The 24,126-nt window shown below is 27.6% G+C and carries 23 protein-coding genes; 12 read left to right on the top strand and 11 right to left on the bottom strand.

Annotated features, from left to right (window positions below; all coding sequences use genetic code 11):
• Positions 1 to 560: 560 nt before the first annotated feature.
• The 3 genes from A966_RS06565 to A966_RS06555 are packed head-to-tail and all read left to right on the top strand — an operon-like array spanning position 561 to position 4,583.
• Positions 561 to 1,118, top strand: coding sequence for a TetR/AcrR family transcriptional regulator (locus A966_RS06565; RefSeq protein WP_008723832.1), 558 nt, complete (start codon positions 561 to 563; stop codon positions 1,116 to 1,118).
• 30 nt (positions 1,119 to 1,148) lie between these two features.
• Positions 1,149 to 2,897, top strand: a complete 1,749-nt coding sequence (locus tag A966_RS06560) for an ABC transporter ATP-binding protein/permease (protein WP_008723829.1) — start codon at positions 1,149 to 1,151, stop codon at positions 2,895 to 2,897.
• Between the two features lie 33 nt (positions 2,898 to 2,930).
• Positions 2,931 to 4,583, top strand: coding sequence for an amino acid ABC transporter ATP-binding/permease protein (locus A966_RS06555; RefSeq protein ID WP_008723827.1), 1,653 nt, complete (start codon positions 2,931 to 2,933; stop codon positions 4,581 to 4,583).
• Between the two features lie 202 nt (positions 4,584 to 4,785).
• Here A966_RS06555 and A966_RS06550 read toward each other — a convergent pair whose 3' ends face one another.
• The 7 genes from A966_RS06550 to A966_RS06525 form a co-directional block, all read right to left on the bottom strand.
• Positions 4,786 to 5,214 carry an ankyrin repeat domain-containing protein gene (locus A966_RS06550; RefSeq protein ID WP_008723825.1) on the bottom strand — a complete coding sequence of 143 codons (429 nt, stop codon included), beginning with the start codon at positions 5,212 to 5,214 and terminating at the stop codon, positions 4,786 to 4,788.
• Positions 5,215 to 5,354: 140 nt separating this feature from the next.
• Complete coding sequence (locus A966_RS06545) at positions 5,355 to 5,828, bottom strand: glutathione peroxidase (RefSeq protein ID WP_008723823.1); 474 nt, start codon at positions 5,826 to 5,828, stop codon at positions 5,355 to 5,357.
• On the bottom strand, positions 5,825 to 6,619 hold the full coding sequence (gene mazG, locus A966_RS06540; RefSeq protein ID WP_008723820.1) for a nucleoside triphosphate pyrophosphohydrolase: 795 nt from the start codon (positions 6,617 to 6,619) through the stop codon (positions 5,825 to 5,827). The genes A966_RS06545 and mazG overlap by 4 nt, the downstream gene beginning before the upstream one ends.
• A gap of 17 nt (positions 6,620 to 6,636) precedes the next feature.
• A complete protein-coding gene (locus A966_RS06535; RefSeq protein ID WP_008723819.1) occupies positions 6,637 to 7,140 on the bottom strand; it encodes a hypothetical protein in 504 nt (167 codons plus the stop codon).
• Between the two features lie 14 nt (positions 7,141 to 7,154).
• On the bottom strand, positions 7,155 to 7,301 hold the full coding sequence (locus tag A966_RS13590) for a hypothetical protein (protein ID WP_008723816.1): 147 nt from the start codon (positions 7,299 to 7,301) through the stop codon (positions 7,155 to 7,157).
• 138 nt (positions 7,302 to 7,439) lie between these two features.
• On the bottom strand, positions 7,440 to 8,144 hold the full coding sequence (locus tag A966_RS06530) for a flagellar filament outer layer protein FlaA (RefSeq protein WP_008723814.1): 705 nt from the start codon (positions 8,142 to 8,144) through the stop codon (positions 7,440 to 7,442).
• Positions 8,145 to 8,168: 24 nt separating this feature from the next.
• On the bottom strand, positions 8,169 to 8,903 hold the full coding sequence (locus A966_RS06525) for a flagellar filament outer layer protein FlaA (RefSeq protein ID WP_008723812.1): 735 nt from the start codon (positions 8,901 to 8,903) through the stop codon (positions 8,169 to 8,171).
• Between the two features lie 321 nt (positions 8,904 to 9,224).
• Between A966_RS06525 and A966_RS06520 the strand changes: the two genes are divergently transcribed.
• Together A966_RS06520 and A966_RS06515 are read left to right on the top strand one after the other, a co-directional pair.
• Positions 9,225 to 9,902 carry a pseudouridine synthase gene (locus A966_RS06520; protein WP_008723810.1) on the top strand — a complete coding sequence of 226 codons (678 nt, stop codon included), beginning with the start codon at positions 9,225 to 9,227 and terminating at the stop codon, positions 9,900 to 9,902.
• A gap of 196 nt (positions 9,903 to 10,098) precedes the next feature.
• The gene (locus A966_RS06515) at positions 10,099 to 11,901 is read left to right on the top strand and encodes a methyl-accepting chemotaxis protein (RefSeq protein ID WP_008723808.1); all 1,803 of its coding nucleotides are present in this window, start codon (positions 10,099 to 10,101) and stop codon (positions 11,899 to 11,901) included.
• 74 nt (positions 11,902 to 11,975) lie between these two features.
• Here the strand turns inward: A966_RS06515 and A966_RS06510 are convergent, their stop codons facing one another.
• Positions 11,976 to 13,733 carry an RNB domain-containing ribonuclease gene (locus tag A966_RS06510; RefSeq protein WP_008723806.1) on the bottom strand — a complete coding sequence of 586 codons (1,758 nt, stop codon included), beginning with the start codon at positions 13,731 to 13,733 and terminating at the stop codon, positions 11,976 to 11,978.
• Positions 13,734 to 13,908: 175 nt separating this feature from the next.
• On the opposite strand from A966_RS06510, the gene A966_RS06505 reads away from it, so the two are divergent.
• On the top strand, positions 13,909 to 15,033 hold the full coding sequence (locus A966_RS06505) for an ATP phosphoribosyltransferase regulatory subunit (RefSeq protein WP_008723804.1): 1,125 nt from the start codon (positions 13,909 to 13,911) through the stop codon (positions 15,031 to 15,033).
• Here the strand turns inward: A966_RS06505 and A966_RS13585 are convergent.
• Positions 15,026 to 15,166 carry a hypothetical protein gene (locus A966_RS13585; RefSeq protein ID WP_008723802.1) on the bottom strand — a complete coding sequence of 47 codons (141 nt, stop codon included), beginning with the start codon at positions 15,164 to 15,166 and terminating at the stop codon, positions 15,026 to 15,028. The genes A966_RS06505 and A966_RS13585 overlap by 8 nt on opposite strands.
• Positions 15,167 to 15,437: 271 nt before the next feature.
• On the opposite strand from A966_RS13585, the gene hisG reads away from it, so the two are divergent.
• Genes hisG through A966_RS14015 form a run of 6 tightly spaced genes read left to right on the top strand, consistent with a single transcriptional unit; the run spans position 15,438 to position 18,844 of the window.
• Positions 15,438 to 16,058: an ATP phosphoribosyltransferase gene (gene hisG / locus A966_RS06500; protein WP_008723800.1), complete on the top strand. Its 621-nt coding sequence runs from the start codon at positions 15,438 to 15,440 to the stop codon at positions 16,056 to 16,058.
• A 12-nt stretch (positions 16,059 to 16,070) separates the two neighbouring features.
• On the top strand, positions 16,071 to 17,345 hold the full coding sequence (hisD, locus tag A966_RS06495) for a histidinol dehydrogenase (RefSeq protein ID WP_008723798.1): 1,275 nt from the start codon (positions 16,071 to 16,073) through the stop codon (positions 17,343 to 17,345).
• 6 nt (positions 17,346 to 17,351) lie between these two features.
• Positions 17,352 to 17,474 (top strand): hypothetical protein, encoded by a 123-nt coding sequence (locus A966_RS13960; RefSeq protein WP_256093386.1) that lies wholly within the window; start codon positions 17,352 to 17,354, stop codon positions 17,472 to 17,474.
• Entirely contained in the window at positions 17,428 to 18,090 is a 663-nt protein-coding gene (locus A966_RS06490) for a DNA-methyltransferase (protein ID WP_008723795.1), read from the top strand. Before A966_RS13960 ends, A966_RS06490 begins: the two co-directional genes overlap by 47 nt.
• A complete protein-coding gene (locus A966_RS06485) occupies positions 18,087 to 18,632 on the top strand; it encodes a type II restriction enzyme (protein ID WP_008723793.1) in 546 nt (181 codons plus the stop codon). The genes A966_RS06490 and A966_RS06485 overlap by 4 nt, the downstream gene beginning before the upstream one ends.
• Positions 18,626 to 18,844 (top strand): DUF6997 domain-containing protein, encoded by a 219-nt coding sequence (locus A966_RS14015; protein ID WP_373367872.1) that lies wholly within the window; start codon positions 18,626 to 18,628, stop codon positions 18,842 to 18,844. The genes A966_RS06485 and A966_RS14015 overlap by 7 nt, the downstream gene beginning before the upstream one ends.
• Before the next feature lie 32 nt (positions 18,845 to 18,876).
• On the opposite strand, the gene A966_RS06480 is transcribed toward A966_RS14015, so the two are convergent.
• Together A966_RS06480 and rpoC are read right to left on the bottom strand one after the other, a co-directional pair.
• Positions 18,877 to 19,818, bottom strand: a complete 942-nt coding sequence (locus A966_RS06480) for a TDT family transporter (RefSeq protein ID WP_008723790.1) — start codon at positions 19,816 to 19,818, stop codon at positions 18,877 to 18,879.
• 91 nt (positions 19,819 to 19,909) lie between these two features.
• Positions 19,910 to 24,112 carry a DNA-directed RNA polymerase subunit beta' gene (gene rpoC, locus A966_RS06475; protein ID WP_008723789.1) on the bottom strand — a complete coding sequence of 1,401 codons (4,203 nt, stop codon included), beginning with the start codon at positions 24,110 to 24,112 and terminating at the stop codon, positions 19,910 to 19,912.
• Between the last annotated feature and the right edge of the window lie 14 nt (positions 24,113 to 24,126).

Here is a 24,126-nt window from a genome sequence, read left to right as displayed (position 1 = left end):
TTAAATATATTTTTTACTAAATTAATTAAAATTCTATTCATTATGTAATAAAGGCTATATTTTAGTAATAAAACGACAAATAATATATTTTATAGTTCTATATAATCATAATAATAAATATTAAATACTCTATAAAATTACTTAAAAAACTATAAAATATATTTTATAATTTTTTATACAATTCTTATTATACAAAAACATAGTTATATAAATATATTCAAATATTAAAAACATATAATAAACTTTTTCATGACTTTTATAACATAAGTAAAAAAATATATATAAATACTCATAAAAAAATATAATGTGCATACTATAAAATATTACAAATTATTGTATTGACAAAATTTAAATCTAGTTTATAATGAACAATGTTCAATATAAAAGTATTAAGCAGTATATATTGAAATTTTATTTTACAAAAATACTGAACATTGTTCAATATAAGTAAGACTTATTATGTATTTGAACAAGCAAAACTTGCAAATAGCTGATAAAATTAATATTTGGCTAAGATAATATATTAAAAAAACACTATATATATAAAAAAGGACTATTTAATGAATAATATTATAACTTCAAAAGAAGATATATTAAAAGCAAGCAGAGAATTAATAAAAAGAAAAGGTATTAATTCTATTAATATGCGTTCAGTTGCTGAAGAAGCTAATATCGCTGTAGGCTCTATTTATAATTATTTTAAGTCAAAAGAAGAGCTGACTATTGCGGTTATTGTAAGCGTATGGGCTGATATATTTCATTCTTCGGATATTTCTTTGGAGTCTGAGAGTTTTATTGACAGTATAGATTCTATTTTTAAGATTTTAGAAAAAGGAGATAAAAAATATCCTAACTTTTTTGCTTTGCATTCTAATATAATGTTTGGAAAAAATAAGGATAAGGGTGTAAATGTTATGATGAATATGATAAAGCATATTAAAGATAATATGTACAAAACTATTATAAAAGATAAAAATATAAGAGAAGATGCTTTTAATGATAATCTTAATACTGATAAATTTATAGATATAATATTTTCATTTATAATGGATTCTATGATGAAAGGAAACTATGATAGTTCTTCTATAAAAGAGATTATTAAAAGAACTATTTATTGATATATAAAAAATAAAATAAAGGAAAAGTTTATGATTAATAAAAGACTTATAGCTTTAATGGGCAATGCTAAAAAATACATAGCATGGCATGTTATAATACAGCTTGTCAATTTGGCTCTCAATATAACTGCTGTATTTTTTATGGCTGATATTATACAGAAAGCTTCACAAGGCAATGTACTAAAAGAAGATATATTAAAAACGACTATTGCTATTTTTGTTATAATAATATTAAAATTCAGATTTAATATTTTAATGGCAAATATGTCATATCATGCTTCTGGAAGAGTAAAGCAGACTTTAAGAGAAAAAATATATTCAAAACTTCTTACACTAGGAAGCAGATATAAAGAAAAATTTTCTACAAGTGAAATAGTACAAATATCTATGGAGGGAGTTGATCAATTAGAAACTTATTTCGGACGATATCTTCCGCAGTTTTTCTATAGTATGATAGCCCCTATAGTGCTTTTTGCTGTACTTTCTACTATAAGCATAAAATCGGCTGTTATACTTTTAATATGTGTACCTCTTATACCTATATCAATTATTGCTATAGTAAAAATTGCTAAAAGAATATTAAAAAAATATTGGGGAAGCTACAGTAATTTAGGAGAAATATTTTTAGAAGATGTACAGGGACTTACTACTTTAAAAATATATAAAGCTGATGAAAAAAAAAATGAAGAGATGAATATAGAAGCTGAAAAATTTAGAGTTGCTACTATGAATCTTCTTTTTATGCAGCTTAATTCTACAACTATAATGGATATAATAGCGTATGGCGGGGCTGCTTTGGGAGTGATAATTTCGGTACTTGAATATATGAAAGGAAATATTAATCTTGCAGGCACATTTACTATAATAATGCTTTCTGCCGAGTTTTTTATTCCATTAAGACTTTTAGGCTCATTCTTTCACATAGCTATGAATGGAATATCTGCAAGCGATAAGATGTTTGAAATACTTGATATGAAAGATGATGATAAAAGAATAAATGATATAAGTAAAGAAAATGAAGAGATTATATTTAAAGATGTAAGTTTTGCCTACAATAAAGATAAAACTATATTAAAAAATATTAATATGACTATAAAAGAAAAATCATTTGTTTCTATAGTAGGAGTTTCAGGGTCAGGTAAAAGCACTATTGCTGGGCTTATATCATTAAGAAATGAAAATTATAAAGGCTCAATAAAAATAGGAAATATAGAGCTTGATACAATAAATAAAGATGATTTATACAAAAAAATAGCCTCTGTAGATCATAATAGTTATTTGTTTGAAGGAACTGTATATGATAATCTAAAAATGGCTGGAGATACTATAACAGAAAATCAGATGAATGATGCATTAAAAAAAGTTGAACTTTATGATTTTCTACAGACTGAAAACGGACTTAATACAGTAATAATGGAAAAGGCTGCTAATTTATCCGGAGGACAAAGACAGAGATTAGCTTTAGCTAGGGCTATACTTTTTAATGCTGATATATATATATTTGATGAGGCTACTTCTAATGTTGATGTTGAAAGTGAGGAAAGCATTATGAAGGTTATAAGAGATATTGCAAAAGAAAAGACTGTTATATTAATATCTCATAGACTTTATAATTGTGTGCCTTCGGATCATATATATTTCTTAAAAGACGGCATAATAATGGAAGAAGGAAATCATGATAAATTGATTAGCTTAAACAAAGAATATGCAAAAATCTTCAATGAACAAAGTAATTTGGAAAGCATAACTAAAGGCGAAAGTTTAAACGCAGCAATTTAATATTAATCATTAATAATTTAATAGGAGTTTATAATGAGAAGAAGCGGTATAAAAATTATGGCGGAACTAATTGGATTAATTTCTCCGCTTATGCATGTTATGATATTAGCTATCACTACAGGAGTTTTAGGATTTTTATGTTCTATATCAATAACTATATTCGGGGGATATGCTATATTAACATATCTTGAACTTAATTCTTTATTCACAATAAAAACAATATTTATAATAGTTTTACTTCTTGCTTGTTTAAGAGGATTTTTTCACTATATAGAACAGCTTAGCAATCACTTTATAGCCTTTAAATTACTCGCTTTAATAAGAGATAAAGTTTTTAAGGCTTTAAGAAAATTATCTCCCGCCAAACTAGAAGGAAGAGATAAAGGAAATCTAATAGCACTTATTACAAGCGATATAGAATTATTAGAAGTGTTTTATGCACATACTATTTCACCTATAGCTATAGGAGTATTAACTTCAATTATCATGACAATATTTATAGGAAGTTTTAATGTTATATTAGGTGCTATTGCTTTTTTAGGGTATTTTACTATAGGTTTTATTATTCCATATTTTTCATCAAAATTCGGAAAAAATGATGGAATGGCTTATAGAAATAATTTTGGAAAATTAAACAGTTATTTTCTTGACAGTTTATGGGGAATAAAAGAAATACTTCAATTCGGATACAGTGAGAAAAGAATAGAAAATATAAAGAGTAAAACTGATGATTTAATGTATTTAAATAAAAAATTAAAAAAATATGAAGGTGTAATATCAGGGCTTACAACTTCTGCTGTATCATTATTCACATTGGCTGTTCTTGTTATAAGTATAATAATATCAAAAGAATCAAATTTTACTGCTATTATAATACCTACTATAGCAATGGCAAGTTCTTTCGGACCTGTTATAGCATTAAGTAATTTATCAAACAATTTATTTATGACTTTAGCAAGCGGCGAGAGAGTATTAAACCTACTTAAAGAAAAACCTATTATAGAAGAAGTTTATAATGGCGAAAAAGATTTAGAGTTTAAAGGATTAGAATGTAAAGATATATATTTTGACTATGAAGGCGAAGAGATATTAAATGATTATAATTTGCAAATAGAGCCTAATAAAATAATAGGAATAAGCGGAAAAAGCGGAAGCGGAAAATCTACACTTCTTAAACTTTTTATGCGTTTTTGGGATATAAAAGAAGGAAATATTAAAATATCAAATACCAATATAAAAGATATTAATACAGATTGTCTTCGTGATATGGAAAGCTATGTAACTCAGGAGACTTCTATTTTTAAAGACACAATAGAAAATAATATAAAAATAGCAAATCAAAATGCCTCAAGAGAAGATGTTATAGAAGCATGCAAAAAAGCCTCACTTCATGATTTTATTATGAGTTTACCTAACGGATACGATACTAATGTAGGCGAACTTGGGGATACTTTATCAGGAGGTGAAAAACAAAGAATTGGTATAGCAAGAAGTTTCTTACATAAAGCTCCTTTTATACTTCTTGATGAGCCTACAAGTAATCTTGATAGTTTGAATGAGGCTGTTATATTGAAATCTATAAAAGATAATAGTGAGAATAGAACTGTTGTTTTAGTTTCGCATAGACTTTCAACTTTAAATATAGCTGATAAAGTTTATAAAATGAAAACAGACAGAGTAAGTTAAAACTAAATTAAGGATATAATCGGAATCTATATGCTAATTTTATAAAATGAATGAAAATAGTACAAAATAAATAAAATTAACAGATTTTGATTATATCCATATTTAAATCATTTTGAATTTCTAAATAACAATATTTAAAATAAATACAAACATTACAGAATATATAAAATATTATACATACTATAAAATTATAGGAAGAAATTTATTTTTTAAATAGATGCATATATGGGACTCCAATTAATTCTGCCAAATCAACAGCTGAAAAATTTGCTTGTTCAATATTATAATCTGCCCCATTATCTAGTAATATTTTTATGATTTCCTCAGGCTGGTTTTTGATAATAGCTGTATGCAATGGGCTAACTCCTCTGTCATTAATTACATTGACATTAGCACCTCTTTCTATTAAAGCTGCAACTACATCAGCATTGCCTATCTGCACAGCAAGATGAAGACAGCTTATTTTATTATCTGCATAATTCACTTCTTCCTCTGTACTTTTTGATATGAGTTCTAGTAATTTATTTATATGATCCTCTAAATTAAAACTCTCATCATTTTTCTTTTTAATAATTTTAGTAAGCAAATCATACAATTTGGATGTTTTATATAAATTAGCATTAATAGCCATTAAGCAAAACCTCTGCATTAATATGATAATATTATAATATAAAATTGGAATTCTTGCAATAAAAAGCCCATAATATACATGTAAAAAATTAATAAAACAACCTTATAAAAACAGATTTAGTATACTATAATTACAAAATATTATATAATTTTATCTATATATTTAGTTATCATTTTTCCAGATGAAAAACTAGAAAATCTCTTTACTACATTTCCATTTCTATCTATTAGAAATTTTGTAAAATTCCATTTTATATTTTTATTAAATAAATAATTGCTATTATTAATAAGATATAAATATAAAGGCTCTATATTCTTTCCTTTAACATCTATTTTTTTAAATCTATCAAAAGATGTATTATATTTCATTTTACAGAAACTATCTATTTTCTCATCTGATTCCGGTGCTTGATTTAAAAATTGATTACAAGGAAAATCTAATATCTCAAAGCCCCTGCTATTATAAATCTCATATATATTTTCTAAATCTTTATACTGTTTCGTAAAGCCGCATCTAGTAGCAGTATTAACTATCAAAATGACTTTATTTTTATACTTTGATAAAGATACATCATTACCATTGATGTCTTTAACATAAAAATCATATATATTCATTGATTTTCTCTTTCTTTTTTCTTATATTCATTCCAAAGTTTATCCATTTCATCTAAAGACATATCTTCTAATTTTTTATTCATTTCATAAGCAGACTTTTCAACATAGTGAAATCTTTTTGTAAATTTTTCATTAACTTTTATAAGAGAATTAACAGGATTAATCTTATTCATGCGGGCAAAATCAAGAACAGTCATAATCAAATCCCCTATTTCTTCTTCCAAATGTTCTTTATCATGCTCATTATATGCCTCTTTAACTTCCAAAAGTTCTTCTTCTATCTTTGACAAAGAATCATCAATATTTTCGTATTCAAATCCGACACTAGCAGCTTTTTTCATTAATTTATAAGATTTTTCCATAATAGGAAGCGACTTAGGTATACCGTCAAGTACACTTTTAAACTCGTCAGCACCATCAATACCCTTCTCTTCTTTTTTTATCTTATCCCATTGCTTAAGTATGCCCTGAACATCTTTTACATCACTGTCCCCAAATACATGAGGATGCCTTCTTATAAGTTTTTCATTAATATTTTTGCAAACATCATCTATATTAAATTTATTTTCATCTTTAGCAAGCTCAGAAAAAAATACAACATGCAAAAGTACATCTCCAAGCTCTTCTTTAATATTCTCATAATCTTTATTATTGATAGCTTCTACAAGTTCATAAGCCTCTTCCAAAAAACAAGGAATTAAACTGTCAAAAGTCTGTACCTTATCCCAAGCACATCCATTCTCGCCTCTTAAAGTTTGTATTACAGATATAAGTTCTTCAAATGATTTCATTATATTACTCTCAATTTTTAACTTCTATTTTTATTAAGTCTAGTATAATTAATTCTCTTTGGTTCTAATATAGCATTATATATAATGGCATTTTTTATATCCAATGAAGAAAGCATATGATTAACTTGTCTTTTGTTTTCTGATGTTATAATATTATTAAAATTACTGCTGACATCTTCTTTTTTTATAGAATTAATTTGAGATATTTTAGAATTATATTTTTCCTGAAGCTCCAATATTTCTCTATCATTGCTTGAAGTTTCATAATGACTAGTATATACATCTTCTTTTTTCGTATTTTCTCTAAGAACTTCATTGTTATACTTTTTTAAAGTATTAATATTCTTTTGTAATTCTCTAAATATTTCTTCTTCATTATTATTTTTATTATTAACTTTCTTATTTTTATGAGTATTCTGTTTTGGTATTTTATTTTGTTTATTTTTTTTATTTGCTTTTTGCACCAAACTCACTATAGCCCATATAATTGCTATTATTACATATATAATTAATTCACTCATCTGACACCTTTTTATTACTTTGAATTATTATCTTCATCACTGATATCATTTTCTTTTTTATCTTTACTTGCCCTGTTATTTACAATTCTAGTTGTTATAGAATATACAGCCAGCAATATAAATCCAATAAGAAGAAGTAAATTTATATTAATATTAGACATAAAAACTCTCTTTTAAGTTATATATATCTTAGTAGTTTAATATATAATGATATTAATTTCAAGTTATTTATATAAATAAAAAAGGTGAAGTACTATTAATAATACTTCACCTATAATATTCATTTCAACTTGTTATTATTACCAAGTATCTAATGGATCATCTTCTTCTCTATAAGTTTCTAAATACATATCAGTTTTAGCCATTAATTGATCAAAATAGATATAGTATTTACCATAAGAATCTCTAGGATCAACTTTAACATGTATACCCATAAAGCTAATACCTTGTTCAACTTGACCTCTGAAGTCTTCTTGTTCTATATTAGCAGGAACTTGTACAGTTATGTTTTTCCAACCCATAAAATTAAGAGCTTCATTACCAACAGACTGAGGTTTACCATTTATATCATAAAGGTAGAAACTCATTTTATTATTATGGTTACGACCAGCTACCCAAACACTAAGTTCTTTAGTATAACCAGGTATTTTCACAGGTCTAGGTGGAGTAACAGAGAACCAAGGATAACCAGTTCTGAAGTATTCTACTTTAGCACCTAAAATATATTTATTATTTTCTGCACCTTCAGCTACAACATCAGCTGGACCGCCTTCACGGCGAATAATACTAACTACACCATAATCTCTAGGCATAGAAGCTTGCCAAGTATTAGCAAATTCAAAATCATCTATTAAGTAATTAGTGATAGCTTCAGTTACGAAGTTATTGCCATCTTCACCTTGATTTTGAGTAGTTTGCTCACCTGTTTGAGCCGCATCTTGGGCAAACAACAAGAATGCAACAGTTAGAATTAACATTGTTATCAAGATACTTAATCTTTTCATATTCATTCTTCTCCTTATTATACCTTATTGTTGCGCTTCTTGTGGCTGTTCTGTAGTAGCAGCATCTCCGCCAGCAGTACCGCCATTGCTTTCACCTACTACTTGAGCTCCGCCTTCTGTATATTGTTCAGAAGATCTTCCGCCAACTTCCTGACCTAATGTAGTTTCAATATCAGATCCGTCATAAGACTCTCTAAATGTATCTGTTACTGTTTGGAAATAGTCCAATAAAACTACAAAGTTATCTGCTCTTTCCTCTGGTGATGACCAGAAACGGAAATTCATAAATCTTAAACCTTTAGCTCTAGGAACATAAGGTTCTTCTTGAGGAATGAAAGATGGTACTGATGTACTCATATTTCTCCAACCTATATATCTTATAGAACCTAAAGGCAATGTATAAGTATAACCACGATAATCTTCAAATATCATTTCCATAGTATAGTCATAATTACCACCCCATACCCAAACATCAAAAGTCTGAGCTTTACCTGGTATGATTTTTTGTACTGTTGGAACTAAGTCAAAGAAGTTATAAGATTTTCTGAAAAAAGAAACACTTACTGATAATGAATTAGTTGAATTATAACTTTGGTTACCCATACCATATGGTTTTGTAGCGAATAATCTCATGTTAGGATATTTCATTACAACACCATTTTCATTTGTTCTATCACCTCTGAACATAAAGCGGCTAGCATTTGATATTGGCTGCCATTCATCTAATGTTTCAAAGTTGTAAAGCAATCTAGTTTCCATGTAAACACTAGAAGTTTGTCCATAAACAGCAAATGAACTTATGCTTATGAATAGACAAATGATTATGAGGTAGCGAGAAAAATCTCTCGTACTTCTATAGAATTTCATAGCGCACTCTCCTTAATATTTATAGCTAAGCAATTATATCCAATAACTTAGCACAATTATATTATAATCAATAAAAATTGTCAACTATAAAAATATAAAATTCTAATATATATATCGTTATCATAACTGCATAATTTTAGAAAATATTATTAAAATTTGATTAAAAATTATATTATGTTACTATATAGATAATTTTTTATAAAAGAATGATAAATGAGATTAAATAAATACATAGCATCGTTAAATATTGCAAGCAGAAGAGAAGCTGACAGGCTTATTCAAAATGGAAATGTTAAAGTTAATGGCATAATTATAACAAACCCAGCAACTCAAGTTAATGATAATGACGATATAGAATGCAGTATTGAACAATATAAAGAAAATAAAATATATATCAAATTAAATAAACCTAGAGGTTATGTCGTTTCATCAAATAAAAATGAAGGAAAGCCTATATATAATCTGATAAAAAATGATTTTGATAATATATATCCTGTTGGAAGACTAGATAAGGACAGCTCAGGACTTATACTTTTTACTAATGATGGGGTATTTGCTAAAAAGATAATAGGCGAAAATACAAACTGCGAAAAAGAATATTTTGTCAAAGTTAATGATAGTATACCAGACGGAGCTTTGAAAAAATTAGAGTATGGGATTTCTTTAGACGGACAAAAACTCAAACCTGCAAAGGTAAAAAGGGTTAATAAAAATTCTTTCTATATAATACTCACAGAGGGAAAAAATAGGCAAATAAGAAGAATGTGCCAAAAAGTGGGTTTTGAAGTAATAATACTAAAAAGATTAAGAATAGCTGATATATTATTAGATGACTTAAAAGAAGGTTCTTTTAAACACCTTACAAAAAATGAAATAAACTCTGTATTATAAAATTAGTATTATTTTAGATTTTATAAAAAATTTATAATTTTGTATGCTATATGTATAATTAATATATATTAGTATTTAAATTATTTTTATAAAAATCAAATATATTTACTATATTCTTATTTTATTAAATATAATTGACACATAAAAAAATTTTTATATACTTTCTATTTGGGGAATTTATTTTAGGGTTATCTTTATGAAAAACAACAGAGTACTATTATTAAAATTAATTATTCCTTTTGCTGTTTTCTTACTTGTAGCATATATTATTATGTTTTTTGCCTATAAAACTGTATATACTAATGAGTTTATAAAAAATACATTAGTAGAGATTGATAATACTGAATTGGTAATATCTACAGAAATGGAAAAAGTATATGATGTAATGTATACATTAAGAGGATACTTTGAAGCAAATGAAAACTCATTTACAAATATAAGAAAAACACTTGAAAGCATATTAAAATCAAATAATAACATATACGACATACTATATGGAAATGAAATACCATACAAAGATGGGGGGCTTTTTGTTAATGGTATAAGCCCTTATCCAAATACCTATGACCAAACTTCAAGATTATGGTATAAAGGGGCTATTGCTCAAAACGGAATATTTATTACAGAGCCTTATGTTGATGCTAATACAGGCGGAATATGTATAACATTGGCATTGGCTGTATACACTAATAATTCATTGAAAGGAGTTATAGGTATAGACTTCTTAGAGATGAATAATATATCAAAAAAAGTTATTAGCGATAATCAGGTAAATATAATGACTTCTGCCGGACTTTACATGTCGCATCAAAATAAAGACTATATATTTAATGACAATTACAATATATATAAAGAACCTTTATTTAAAGATGCAAAATCTTTAGAAGACCCTAATAAAGCTGTAATGCAGATAGTAGGAAATGAATGGTATACTATAAAACCATTAAGAGATACTCCGTATAAAATTGTAATAAGAGGAAATATGAATGCTATCAATAATAGAATAAGAAATATTATGCTTGCTTATCTTTTAGTGATTATTATTTTAATAGCAATACAAGCAGCATTAGCATTTTTCGTAGTTATACCTATATCACAAATGCTAGATAAAGCTATGAATAGTATAGATCAAATGTCTAAAGGAAACTTTATTATAGATAGTTCAAATGAAAATAAAAATGATAAATCAGGATCTTTAGTATATTATGTAAACAATATGAAAAATACTATAGGAAATGTTGTATCAAAACTTCAGGCAAACCTTAATACAATAAATACTGAAATAAAAAATATATCATCTAGCAGCGAATATTTATCTGACAGAACCAATACTCAGGCAGCTGCTATAGAAGAGCTTACAGGTTCAATGCAGTCTTTATCAAGCTCCATAAAAGAAATAAGTTCAAACTCCATTAAGGCTAAAGATAAAAGTGTAAAAATAATGGAAACTACAAATACAGGCGTAGAAGCAGTTAATGAAATATCTGCTCATATGTATGAGATATCTGAATCCAGCAAAAAAATATCTGAAATAACTAAACTTATACAGTCTATCGCATTTCAAACTAATATACTTGCTTTAAATGCTGCTGTTGAGGCGGCAAGAGCTGGAGAACAAGGAAGAGGTTTTGCTATAGTAGCAAGCGAGGTAAGATCTTTGGCTCAGACTGTTAATGAAGCTGCAACAAATATTACTTCTATTGTAGATGAAACTGTAAAAAGAATAGATATAGGAAGTGAATCTGCAAGTAAATCATCTTCTATACTAAATACTATTAATGATTTGGTAAAAGAAATGGAAAATGAACTTCAGGATATATCACAGTCTATAATGCAGGAAGAAGACGGAATAATACAAATGAATACCGCTATAAAAGAATTAAATAATATTACTCAGGAAAACTCAGGTTTGGCTAATCAAAACTCAACCTCTAGTTCTGAAATATCAAATATGAGTAAAGATATTATTAATGAAATAGAATATTTTAAAGTAAAATAAAAATGATAACTAATTATATATAAAAATTAGTTATCATTTTATTAATCTTAAATAAAGATATTATTTATTATATTTTATAAAGAGAAAAATATCTTTCCATTTTCAGTATTAGCACTTGCAACTAGAACTTTTACTCTGTCTCCTAATTCATAAGCCTTTAACTTATCAACATATACCGCCTGCATATCCTGATAAAATCTATAATTAGATCCAATATATGTAGCCTCTATAAAGCCTTCTATCTCAAGACCTTCTATTTCAACATATATGCCTTTTGGAGACATAGAACTTATAATACCATAATACTCATCTCCAAGTCTGTCTTTCATATACCTTGCCGCTTTTATTTGAATAAGATATCTTTCTGCCTTCTTTGAATTTTTATCCAAAAGCGATAAACTTTCAACAGAATTTTTACTAACTTCTTTTAATTTTTCATCTGCACTATCACTATTTGATAATATGGTATCCTTTACTATTCTATGAACAAGTAAATCAGCATATCTTCTAATAGGCGAAGTAAAATAAGTATAATAATCAAGCCCCAATCCAAAATGACTTTTATTTATTATACTGTATGAAGAAGGTGTCATAGAACGAAGTAATACTTGCACCAATAAATTTTCTTCAGGCTTTCCTTTTATATTATCAATAAAACCTTTTATATCATAGCTTTTATCAGGATTTTGTTTTAATTCATATCCCTTAGTATGAGCAAGTATTTTAAAATTATTAAATCTGTATTCATCAGGAAGTCCATGATAACGATATATAACCCCGTCATAATTAGAAAGTTTTTTAGCTATTTCACTATTACAAAGAAGCATTAATTCCTCTACTATTGACATTGATTCTTTTTTTTCTTCTGCATAAAACTCTATAGGAATGCCTTCATCATTTAATATTATTTTTATATCCTGATTATCAAACTCTACTCCCCTGCCCTCTTTTCTTTTTTTATATAAAATATTTTTTATATTCAAAGCATTATCAAGCAATTCTAAAAGCCATTTCTCATCTTCCTCTTCTCTTTTCAAAAGTTTTTCAGCATAATTATACGATAATTTTCTGTCAGATTTTATGACACTTTTACATACAGAAGAAGATAATACTCCTTTATCATCATTTATATCAGCAATAATAGTCAAAGCAAATCTATTATCATTTTCATTCAAGGAAATTATATTATTAGATAAAACTTCAGGAAACATATTATAAACATTATCTATAAGATAAGTTGAATTTCCTCTTTTTCTAGCCTCTAAATCTAAAGGTGAATCAAGTTCTATAAAATGACTAACATCAGATATATGAATATAAACTTTATAATTATTATCATCTATTTTTTCTATACTAAAAGCATCGTCTAAATCTTTTGAGGTTTCACTGTCTATAGTTACAGTTTTTATATTTCTAAAATCTTTCCTATCGCTTTCTATATTACTTTCTATATTTTCTAAATTAAATTTACTATTTATTTCTTCTGCTAATTTTAATAACTCTTCTGAAAAATTGAGTTTTATATTATAAGCCCTAGCTATAATTTCACTGTCAGTTTTAGCATCTTTAGGATTAACATTTACTCTTATTGATTTTACAGTTTTAGGAGCTTCTTCTTTTCCTTCTAATTTATTAATATACTGTCTTCCCTCTTTAGTAACCTTAAGCAAATTACCATCTGTTTTTTGAATATATCCGTCGCTTATTGCTTTTCTTATTAAATTGGTAAGCGATGTTTTTTCTATAGCAGTTTTTGAATTAAATTTAATAAATATATTATAATCCATTTGATTTTTCATTAGTTTTTTTATTAACTCTTCTGCTGTTTTCATTGAAACCCCTTAAAATGTTTAAATTTAAAAAATAATATATACTTTTTTTGAACTTATTTCAAATATATAATTATAAAACTATAATAATATTTTTTAATTATTATTATATGGTTATTTTTAACTTTTTATATTATAATATTTCCAAAATTAATAAAAAAAAGAAGAATTATAATTTATGAAAGAAAATAAAATAGTATCTAATTTAGTAAAAATATATGAACAGTACGGCTATAAAAAAATTAAATTGAGCAAATTTGAAGATTATAACTTATATAATAATTATAGAGATTTTATTCAAACGGAACATATACTAACATTTATGAACTTGAATGGAAGTTTGCAGTCATTAAGACCTGATGTTACATTATCAATAGTAAAAAAAGTTTTAAAAGATAATGATAAACTCACAAAAAAGATATACTACATAGAAGATATTTACAAAATAGATGAGGTTTCTAATGAATATGAAGAAATACAGCAAGTTGGTGTTGAAATAATAGGAACTTTAAGTAAATACTCAAATTTAGAAATTATAAGCATGGCAATAGACAGTTTAAAATCGATAAATGATGAATACATATTAGAAATATCAAGTATAGATTTTATGTTTGCTTTGATAGATGAACTAAACTTAGATGAAGATAAAAAACTAGAAATACTTAATTTTATATACAGCAAAAATAAACATGATCTTGAAAAAGCATTAATTGAAAATAATATAAATGATAAATATAAAAATTACATAATATCATTAGCAGACTTATCAGGCAATTATAATGAAGTATTAAAAAAAATAAAATCTATAATTATAAATGATAAAATGAAAAAGGCTTATGATGAATTAGAAAGTTTATGTGCAGTATTTGAGAGTTATGATAATTTCAATAATATATTATTAGATTTTTCTATAGAAAGTAAATTAGGCTATTATAATGGAATAATATTCAAAGGATATATAAAAGGAAATAATGATGCCGTGCTTTCTGGGGGAAGATACGATAAACTATTAGATAAATTTAATTCCCATACTTCAAAAGATGAAAATAAAAAAAATGCTATAGGTTTTGCTGTGTATATGGATAAATTATACAATCAAAATACAGAAAAAAATGAATATGACTTCGATATATTAATATTATATAAAAGCGGAGAAGAAAAATTTTTATTAAATAAAGTTCAAAGTTTTATAAAAGAAAATAAGAAAGTGAGAACAGACATATATAGTGAAAACTATAACAGCGAATACAATTACAAAGAAAAATATATATTTGAAGATAATAATTTAATAAAAATTAATTAACTTTATTTTTATTATCAAATAAAATAATTCTTGTAACTGTAGGATTAAGTTTTACTATAGTACCATCATCAAGTTTATGTTCTGCCAATGCAGTTTTGGTATTTTGTAAATTTTTTATTTTTTTATTTGTCATATAATTTTTCCCCTTTATTTTAAAGTATATAAATAATGTTCAGCTTGTCAAGAAAATATGAATAAATATTATTTTATAAATTTATTTTTGCTTATTATAGTATATTAATTGTATTATAAAAATTAATATTATACTTTATATAGTAACCTTTTGTTCATTAATCTTTAATTTTTATAAAATATAATAAAAACTATTTTATTACTATTTGAAAAAATGCTTCTTATACATTATAATATTTTGTAAATAATTTTATAATATAAAGAATAAAAATATGATTAATATAGCATTACCCAAAGGAAGATTAGTAAATAAAGTATATACTCTGTTTGAAAAAATAGGATATGAAAACAAAGAACTATTAGAAGATAACAGAAAACTAGTATTTGAAAATAAAGATAAAAATGTGAGATACTTAATAGTAAAGCCTTCGGATGTTGGAATATATGTTGAGAAGGGAGTTGCTGATATTGGTATTGTTGGAAAAGATATACTTCTTGAAAATAATCATGATGTATATGAACTTCTTGATTTAAAATTCGGAAAATGTAAGGTTTGTATGGCTTCAGTTAATGGATACAAAGAGGACATAGAGAGAAGATTGAGAGTTGCTACAAAGTATGTCAATATATCAAAAAATTATTTTAATTCTATAAACAGAGATGTTGAAATAATAAAATTAAACGGATCTATTGAATTAGCACCTATACTAAATTTATCTGATGTGATAGTTGATATAGTAGAGACTGGAAGCACTTTAAGAGAAAATAATCTTGTAATTATAAAAGATATTATTGATTATATAAGTGCGAGACTCATAGTGAATAAAGTAAGCTATAAGTTTAAAAATGATTTAATAAAAAAAATAGTACAAAATATAGAAGAAGTTTTATAAGGAATTAGTATTATGATAAAAGTAATAAATTATAAAGAATGCAAATCATTAGATGATATATTATTAAGAAGTCAATTCAGTTATGATGATGTTAATGAAAAGGTAAAAGCAATACTTGAAGATGTTAAGCAAAACGGAGATAATGCATTAAAAAAATACGCGAAGATGTTTGATAATGCTGAAATAGATAATTTAAGAGTAACAGAAAAAGAAATAGAAGAAGCATATAACAGAGTTGATGAAAAGTTTAAAGAAACATTAAAGCTAGCTTATAACAATATAGAAAAATTCCATAAAAAACAATTAAAAAACAGTTTTATAACTAATGAAGAAGACGGCATTGTTATGGGGCAAATTATAAACCCTATAGAAAAAGTTGGCGTTTATATTCCCGGAGGCACAGCTGTTTATCCTTCAACAGTGCTTATGAATGTTATACCTGCAAAAGTAGCTGGAGTAAATGAAATAATATTAGTATCGCCTCCAAACAAAGAAGGAAAAATTAATGATAATATACTAGCAGCAGCAAAAATAGCAGGAGTAAATAAAGTTTTCAAAACAGGCGGTGCTCAGGCAATAGCAGCTTTAAGCTACGGCACAGAATCTATACCAAAAGTATATAAAATAGTAGGACCTGGTAATATATATGTTGCTATGGCTAAAAGACTTGTATATGGAGAAGTATCTATTGATATGGTGGCAGGACCAAGCGAAGTATTAATAATAGCAGATGATACAGCCAATCCTATACATATAGCCTCTGACATGCTTGCACAGGCTGAACATGATAAATTAGCTTCAAGCATATTAATAACAACAAGTAAAGACATAGCAGAAAAAGTAAAAGAAGAATTATATAAGCAATTAGAAAAATTAAGCCGTAAGGACATAGCAATGGAATCTATAGAAAATAACGGCAGAATAATAATAACTGAAACTATATACGAAGCAGTATATATAAGTAATGAAATAGCCCCAGAGCATTTGGAGATAAGCATAAAAGAGCCATTCTCAGTATTAAGCAAAGTAAAAAATGCAGGATCAATATTCTTGGGTGATTATACTCCTGAAGCATTGGGCGATTATTTATCTGGAGCTAATCATGTAATACCTACAAGCGGAACAGCGAAATTTGCTTCTCCTTTATCAGTAGATGACTTTATAAAAAAATCTTATATAACATACTACACTAAAGATGCATTAGAAAAAGTGAAAGACAATATAATTAACTTTGCAGAGCATGAAAGTTTAGAAGCACATGCCAATTCTGTAAAAGTAAGGTTCTAATTATATATGAGCTTTAATATAATAAAAGGTGATTGTCTTGAAGTGCTTGATACTATAGAAGAAAACTCTATAGACATGATATTTGCCGATCCTCCTTATAATCTTTCAAATAAAGGGAGAATGGGATAAAAGTTTAGGTTTTGAAGAAGATGCAGCTTTTCATGAAGCTTGGATATCAAAATGCAGAAGAGTTTTGAAAGATGAAGGAACTATATGGATAAGCGGTACTAATCATAGTATATATAAATGCGGATATATATTAGAAAAATTAGGGTTTTACATATTAAATGATATAGTTTGGTATAAGCCTAATGCCGCACCTAATTTAAGCTGTAAGGTATTTACTCATAGCCATGAAACTATTCTATGGGCTAAAAAAAATAAAAATTCCAAACATTATTATAATTATGATCTTATGAAAAATATGGATTTTGAAGATGATAAATTAAAATCTAAGGGAAAACAGATGAGAAGTGTATGGTCAATATCTTCACCATCAAAAAGTGAAAAAATACATGGTAAACACCCTACTCAAAAACCATTGAAACTTTTAACTAGAATAATATTAGCATCAACAAAAGAAAATGATACTATTTTGGATCCTTTTAATGGATCTGGTACTACGGCAGCCGCATGCAAAATAATAGGTAACAGAAATTATATAGGAATAGAAATAGATGAAAATTATATAGAACTTACAAATAAAAGACTTAATGATATTGATAATAAGGAAAGTTTTTTATGAACAGTAATTCTTGGCAAGCTATATTTGATAAATATAATATAAATAATCATAATTTTGATAAAGAACCATTTTATATTAATGCTAAAATGATAAAAGATGCTACTAAAGATTTTAAAACAACTTCAGAAAAAGAAGTGAGGATTTTATGCAAACAGGATCATAGAGATAGCAGACCAGACATATTTATAGAAAAAGAATTATTTATACTTCCAATAAAAAATGGAGAATATGCAATAATAAAAGGAGAAGGATATATTGATATACAAGATATAACTTCTAAAGCTTTAAAATATGATTCAAAATTAGAATTTGATTTAGATACTGCTAAAGTAGGTAATTCAGAAATGCAGCATTTAGATTTTGCTTATGCTTCTAGTATCATAAGAACTTTTACAGAAGATGATACTCTTGTACTTACAATAAGAGGAAGAAAATATACTCCTAAATTTTCTTTTTATGTAGGAAAAACATTAATAGAAGCTGAAAGTGTACAGACAGAAGTTGATGCAGGATACGAAGGTAAAAATAATGTTGTATTTTAATAGAAGCCAAAAACTCAGCAACTAAAGACACTATTATAAGACAATTATACTATCCCTATAGACAATGGTCATCATATACAAATAAAAATGTACGAACATTATTTTTTGAAAAAAGAAATAAAGAGTATTTAATTTGGGAGTTTAGATTTAAAGATATGAATAATTATAATAGTATTTATTTATATAAAGAAGCTAAATATATTATTAACTGATTATATAAATAAATACAAAATTATAATTAATATTATTTACTTTCTTTTATAACATTATTATGAACAAAAAATATCATATTAATGAATACATAAATAATCATCATACTTGCTATTATAAGCTCAAATATAGAAATAATATTCCATATATAAAAATACTCACCATTAATACTTTTTGAATAATTAGCATATTTAAGCAAAGCCTGAGCCCCAACTGCCAATGGGAAAGTATATGCTGCAAATAAAGGTATAAACTTAATTCTAAAAGCTCTTATAAGAGATAAATAAACCTTAAATGTGGTAAATAATCCTAAAGCCAAAAGAAAATTAAGCAAAGCAGTATTATAAGTTTGAAAAGCTGTCAAATAACCGCATAAACAAAGATTAGCAGGAGCACCCATTACAGCAAATGCAGGAAACCTGTCATCAGCTAAAGGATCATGAAAAATAATTCTATAAAATATAAAAGGAAATAGTATAATATAGAGAACAGTACCTATATAAACTATTACTTGAGATACTTGAGGAAAGCCCATATTTGCACCGCTTACAGCAGCAACAACTATACCAACAGGCGGAACAAACCAGCTAGGGACCATATGCTCTAAATCTTTTAAGTTAATTCTATGAGCTATAAATGTAAAAGCAAATATTATATGCACAGCAATTGCAATAAACCACATAGCTATTCCAAGAGGTCTTATAAACTGAACCACCGAAGATGATATCACCATAACAGCCATATCAAGAGTAGGAATAGTGCTTCCAGAAACAGGATGTTCTAAATCATTAAGAAAAGCCCCGAATGATGAAAATATTTTTGTTATGATTGTAAGTATTAAAATAGATGAAATTACAGCACCAATATAAGCAAAATATTTAATACCTGTAAATATAGTCCAAGCATTAAATATGCCCCCTATACCAAGTGCTAAACCTGTAAGAGCCAAAGGCATTTTATTAATTTTGTTTATCATTTTTATTACACTTTATTATTTGAATATATTAAGAATTATAAAAGGAGGTTCTCATATATGATATGAAAACCTCCTCTATTAAAAGATTTATTTATACAGTTATCTGCATAACTTCTTCTTCTTTGGTATTATTATCAATATTATCTTTCTTATCTAAATCACCACTTTGCTTGTTGTATACATGGAGTTTATTATAAAGTTTAACACCAGTACCAGCAGGTATTAAATGCCCTATAATAACATTTTCTTTAAGTCCAAGAAGTTTATCAACTTTTCCTTTTATAGCAGCATTAGTTAATACTTTAGTAGTTTCTTGGAATGAAGCAGAAGATATAAAGCTTTCTGTATTAAGAGCAGCTTTAGTTAAGCCTAAAAGTACAGGCTTACCGCTTGCAGGAGAACCGCCAGCTTCTTCATAGCGTCTGTTTTCTTCTTCAAACTCATATTTATCAACATACTGCCCAACAATATATTTAGTATCACCAGGATCAGTTATTTCAAGTCTTCTAAGCATCTGTCTTATTATAAGAGCGAAGTGCTTATCATTAATACCTACACCCTGCTGATCGTATACAGTTTGAATTTCTTCAAGCAAGTAGGTTTGTAAAGCTAAATCTCCCTGAGTTTCCAATATGTCATGAGGATTTATCTTACCAGCACATAACTGAGTACCTGTTTTTACATAGTCTCCATTTCTAACAAGAAGCATTTTACCATGAGGTACTAAGTGTTTAGTTTCATCAAATTCATTTCTGATTTTAACTACTTTTTTACCCTTATGAGAACCGCCTATTTCAACTTCTCCGTCAATACCTGCAATAATAGCAGTATCTTTAGGTTTCTGAGCTTCAAGCAATTCCTGTACTCTTGGAAGACCTCCTGTAATATCTCTACTTTTCTGCTGTATACGAGTAGTTTTAGCAATAACCTCTCCGATTTCAACTTTCTGATTATTTTCAACCATAAGCTGAGCACCATTAGGTATATCAGTTTCAAAAGTATCATTATCACCTACAATTAATATCTTAGGCTGCATACTTGCATCTTTGAATTCCTGAATAATATTAGTTTTATTACCTGTTTGATCATCTATAGACTCAACCAAAGTTCTTCCAGGTATGATATCCTGATATCTGACAATACCTGATTTTTCAGCTATAATAGGTTCATTATAACTATCAAAGCTGGCAATAACTGTATTAGGCTCTATAAATACATGCTCATCAACATTATATTCACTTCCTACTTTAATAACAATGCTATGTTTAGAACCTGTAATCATTAAATATTTATCATCATCAGTAATTTTAAGTGTACCATTATAAGTAGCTTTAATTTCAGTACCATCTTTAAGAGTGGCTATAACATCTCCTATAAGAACTTTTGCATTATTTTCAGCAATAACATCTTTTAATAAAGATTTTTCCCATTTATCTAAAACTCTTCTTATAATCAAATCACCTTTTCTTGCTGTGATTTTAACACCATTAGGCTGAATAACATAGTTAGAGAATTGTTCTATATATATAGGATAGTTAACTTTAATCTCATTTTCTTCAACCATCTGAGTAGCAACACCGCCGATGTGGAAAGTTCTCATTGTAAGCTGAGTACCCGGCTGACCAATACTTTGAGCAGCAACAACACCAACAGCCTCACCAATAGAAGCAAGATTATTAGTAGATAAACTTCTTCCGTAACATTTCTGACAAACACCCATTCTGCTTTCACAAGTAAGAGGATGTCTTATACTGATTTTTTCTATACCCGCTTTTTCTATTATATCGCCAAGTTCTTCTGTAATTTCAGTATTAGCAGAACATATAAGCTCTTTTGTAATTGGGTGATAAATATGCTCACTTGTAAAGAATCCTACAACTCTTTCTTTAAGAGATTTTTTAATTTCATCTCCATTTTTTATAGCTTCTATAGCAATACCTTTAACAGTACCGCAGTCATGCTCAGAAACAACAACACCTATTGCAACATCTACCAATTTTCTAGTAAGATAACCAGCACTTGAAGTTTTTAATGCAGTATCGGCAAGACCTTTTCTAGCACCGTGAGTAGAAATAAAGTATTCCTGTACAGTAAGACCTTCTTTAAAGTTTGAAATAATAGGAAGTTCAATAATCTCACCGGAAGGTTTAGCCATAAGTCCTCGCATACTAGCAAGCTGTCTTATCTGCTGTTTAGAACCCCTAGCTCCGGAATCTGCCATTATGTATACAGGATTAAATCCGTCTTGGTCTTGTCTTAAATTATCCATCATAGCTTCAGTTATTTTACCTTCAACAGTAGTCCAAAGGTCCATAACTTTCTGTTTTTTCTCATCTGTAGTGATAATACCATTCATATACTGATTTTCAATGAACTCTACCTGTTTAGTAGCCTCTTCTATCTCATGTTTTTTCATCGGAGGTATAAGTATATCAGCAATAGAAATAGTAGAACCGAATACTGTAGCACTTTGATAGCCAAGTTCTTTAATATCATCAAGCATATTAACTGTTACTGCTGTACCATGTTTCAAATATACTTCATGAATAAATTTAGCCAAATCTTTACTGTTAAAATCTCTGTTTTGATATCTAAAATCTTCAGGAATAACTTCATTGAATTTTAATCTTCCTACAGAAGTTTCAACAAACTCTTCCTCTCCGTTTTTATTTTTCATTAAAACTTTAATTCTGGATTCAAGCTCAACCAAATTATTATCATAAGCAAGAAGAGCATCTTTAGCAGATGAGAATATCTTTCCTTCACCTTTACTTCCTGTTCTGAGTTTAGTAAGATAGCTTATACCAAGAACTATATCCTGTGTAGGGTTAACAATAGGCTCACCATTTGCAGGGTTTAATATATTATGAGGAGCAAGCATCAAAGTCCAAGCCTCAATCTGAGCCTCAGCAGAAAGCGGAGTATGAACTGCCATCTGGTCTCCATCAAAGTCAGCATTGTAAGCATGACAAACTAATGGGTGAAGCTGAATAGCTTTTCCTTCAACTAATACAGGTTCAAATGCCTGAATACCAAGTCTGTGAAGTGTAGGCGCTCTGTTTAAAAGTACAGGGTGTTCCTTAGCAATATCTTCTAATACTCCCCAAACTTCTTCTCTGCCCTCCTCTACAAATCTTTTAGCAGATTTTATATTATGGGCTGAATTAATTTCAACTAATTTTTTCATAATAAATGGCTTGAATAATTCAACAGCCATTTTTTTAGGAAGACCGCATTGATGCATTTTTAGTCTAGGACCAGCAACGATAACCGAACGACCTGAATAGTCAACGCGTTTACCTAAAAGATTCTGTCTGAAACGGCCTTGCTTACCTTTAAGCATATCAGAAAGAGATTTTAAAGGTCTGTTTCCAGGTCCTTTAACTACTTTCTTTCTTCTGCTATTATCAAATAAGGCATCAACAGCCTCCTGAAGCATTCTCTTTTCATTTCTTATAATAATATCAGGAGCTCTTAAAACCAATAATCTTCTTAAACGAATATTTCTATTAATAACTCTTCTATAAAGATCATTCAAATCTGAAGTAGCAAAGCGTCCGCCGTCAAGCTGAACCATCGGTCTTAAATCCGGAGGAATTACAGGAACTACATCAAGTATCATCCAAGTAGGATCATTTCCGCTTGCCTTAAAGTCCTCAAAGATTTCAAGACGCTTTCTTAATCGTCTGTCGCTTTTCTCCCCTTTTTTAATCATTTCCTCTCTGAGCTTTCTAATCTCTTCGTCCATATCAAGGTCTTTAAGCATGTCTCTTATGCCCTCAGCACCTATTCCTATTCTTATATTATCACCGTATCTGTCTAAAGCCTCATTATATTCATCTTCAGTTAATAAATCACCCTTAGAATAACTGCTGTCGCCTGAATCAATAACTACATACCTTTCAAAATAAAGTACGCTTCTTAAATGGGCTATATTCATATTTAGAAGAAGTCCTATTCTTGAAGGAGTGTTTCTATAATACCATATATGAGCAACAGGAGCGGCTAATTCTATATGCCCCATTCTCTCTCTTCTAACTTTAAAATGAGTAACTTCAACACCGCATTTATCGCAAACTACACCTTTATAACGAATGCTTTTAAACTTACCACAGTAACATTCATATTCTTTAGTAGTTCCGAATATTTTCTCACAAAAAAGTCCGTCTCTCTCAGGTCTTAAAGTTCTGTAGTTAATAGTTTCTGGTTTTTTTACCTCGCCATAGCTCCATTCTCTCATAACCTGAGGGCTTGCTATACTAATTTTTATTTGGTCAAAATTTGAAAATTGCATATACTTAAACTTCT

The organism is Brachyspira hampsonii 30446 (assembly GCF_000316195.1).
In the GTDB taxonomy this organism is placed as follows: Bacteria; Spirochaetota; Brachyspiria; order Brachyspirales; family Brachyspiraceae; genus Brachyspira; species Brachyspira hampsonii_C.
Note: the sequence above shows the minus strand (reverse complement) of the source record. Positions and strands in the feature narration are given on the sequence as shown.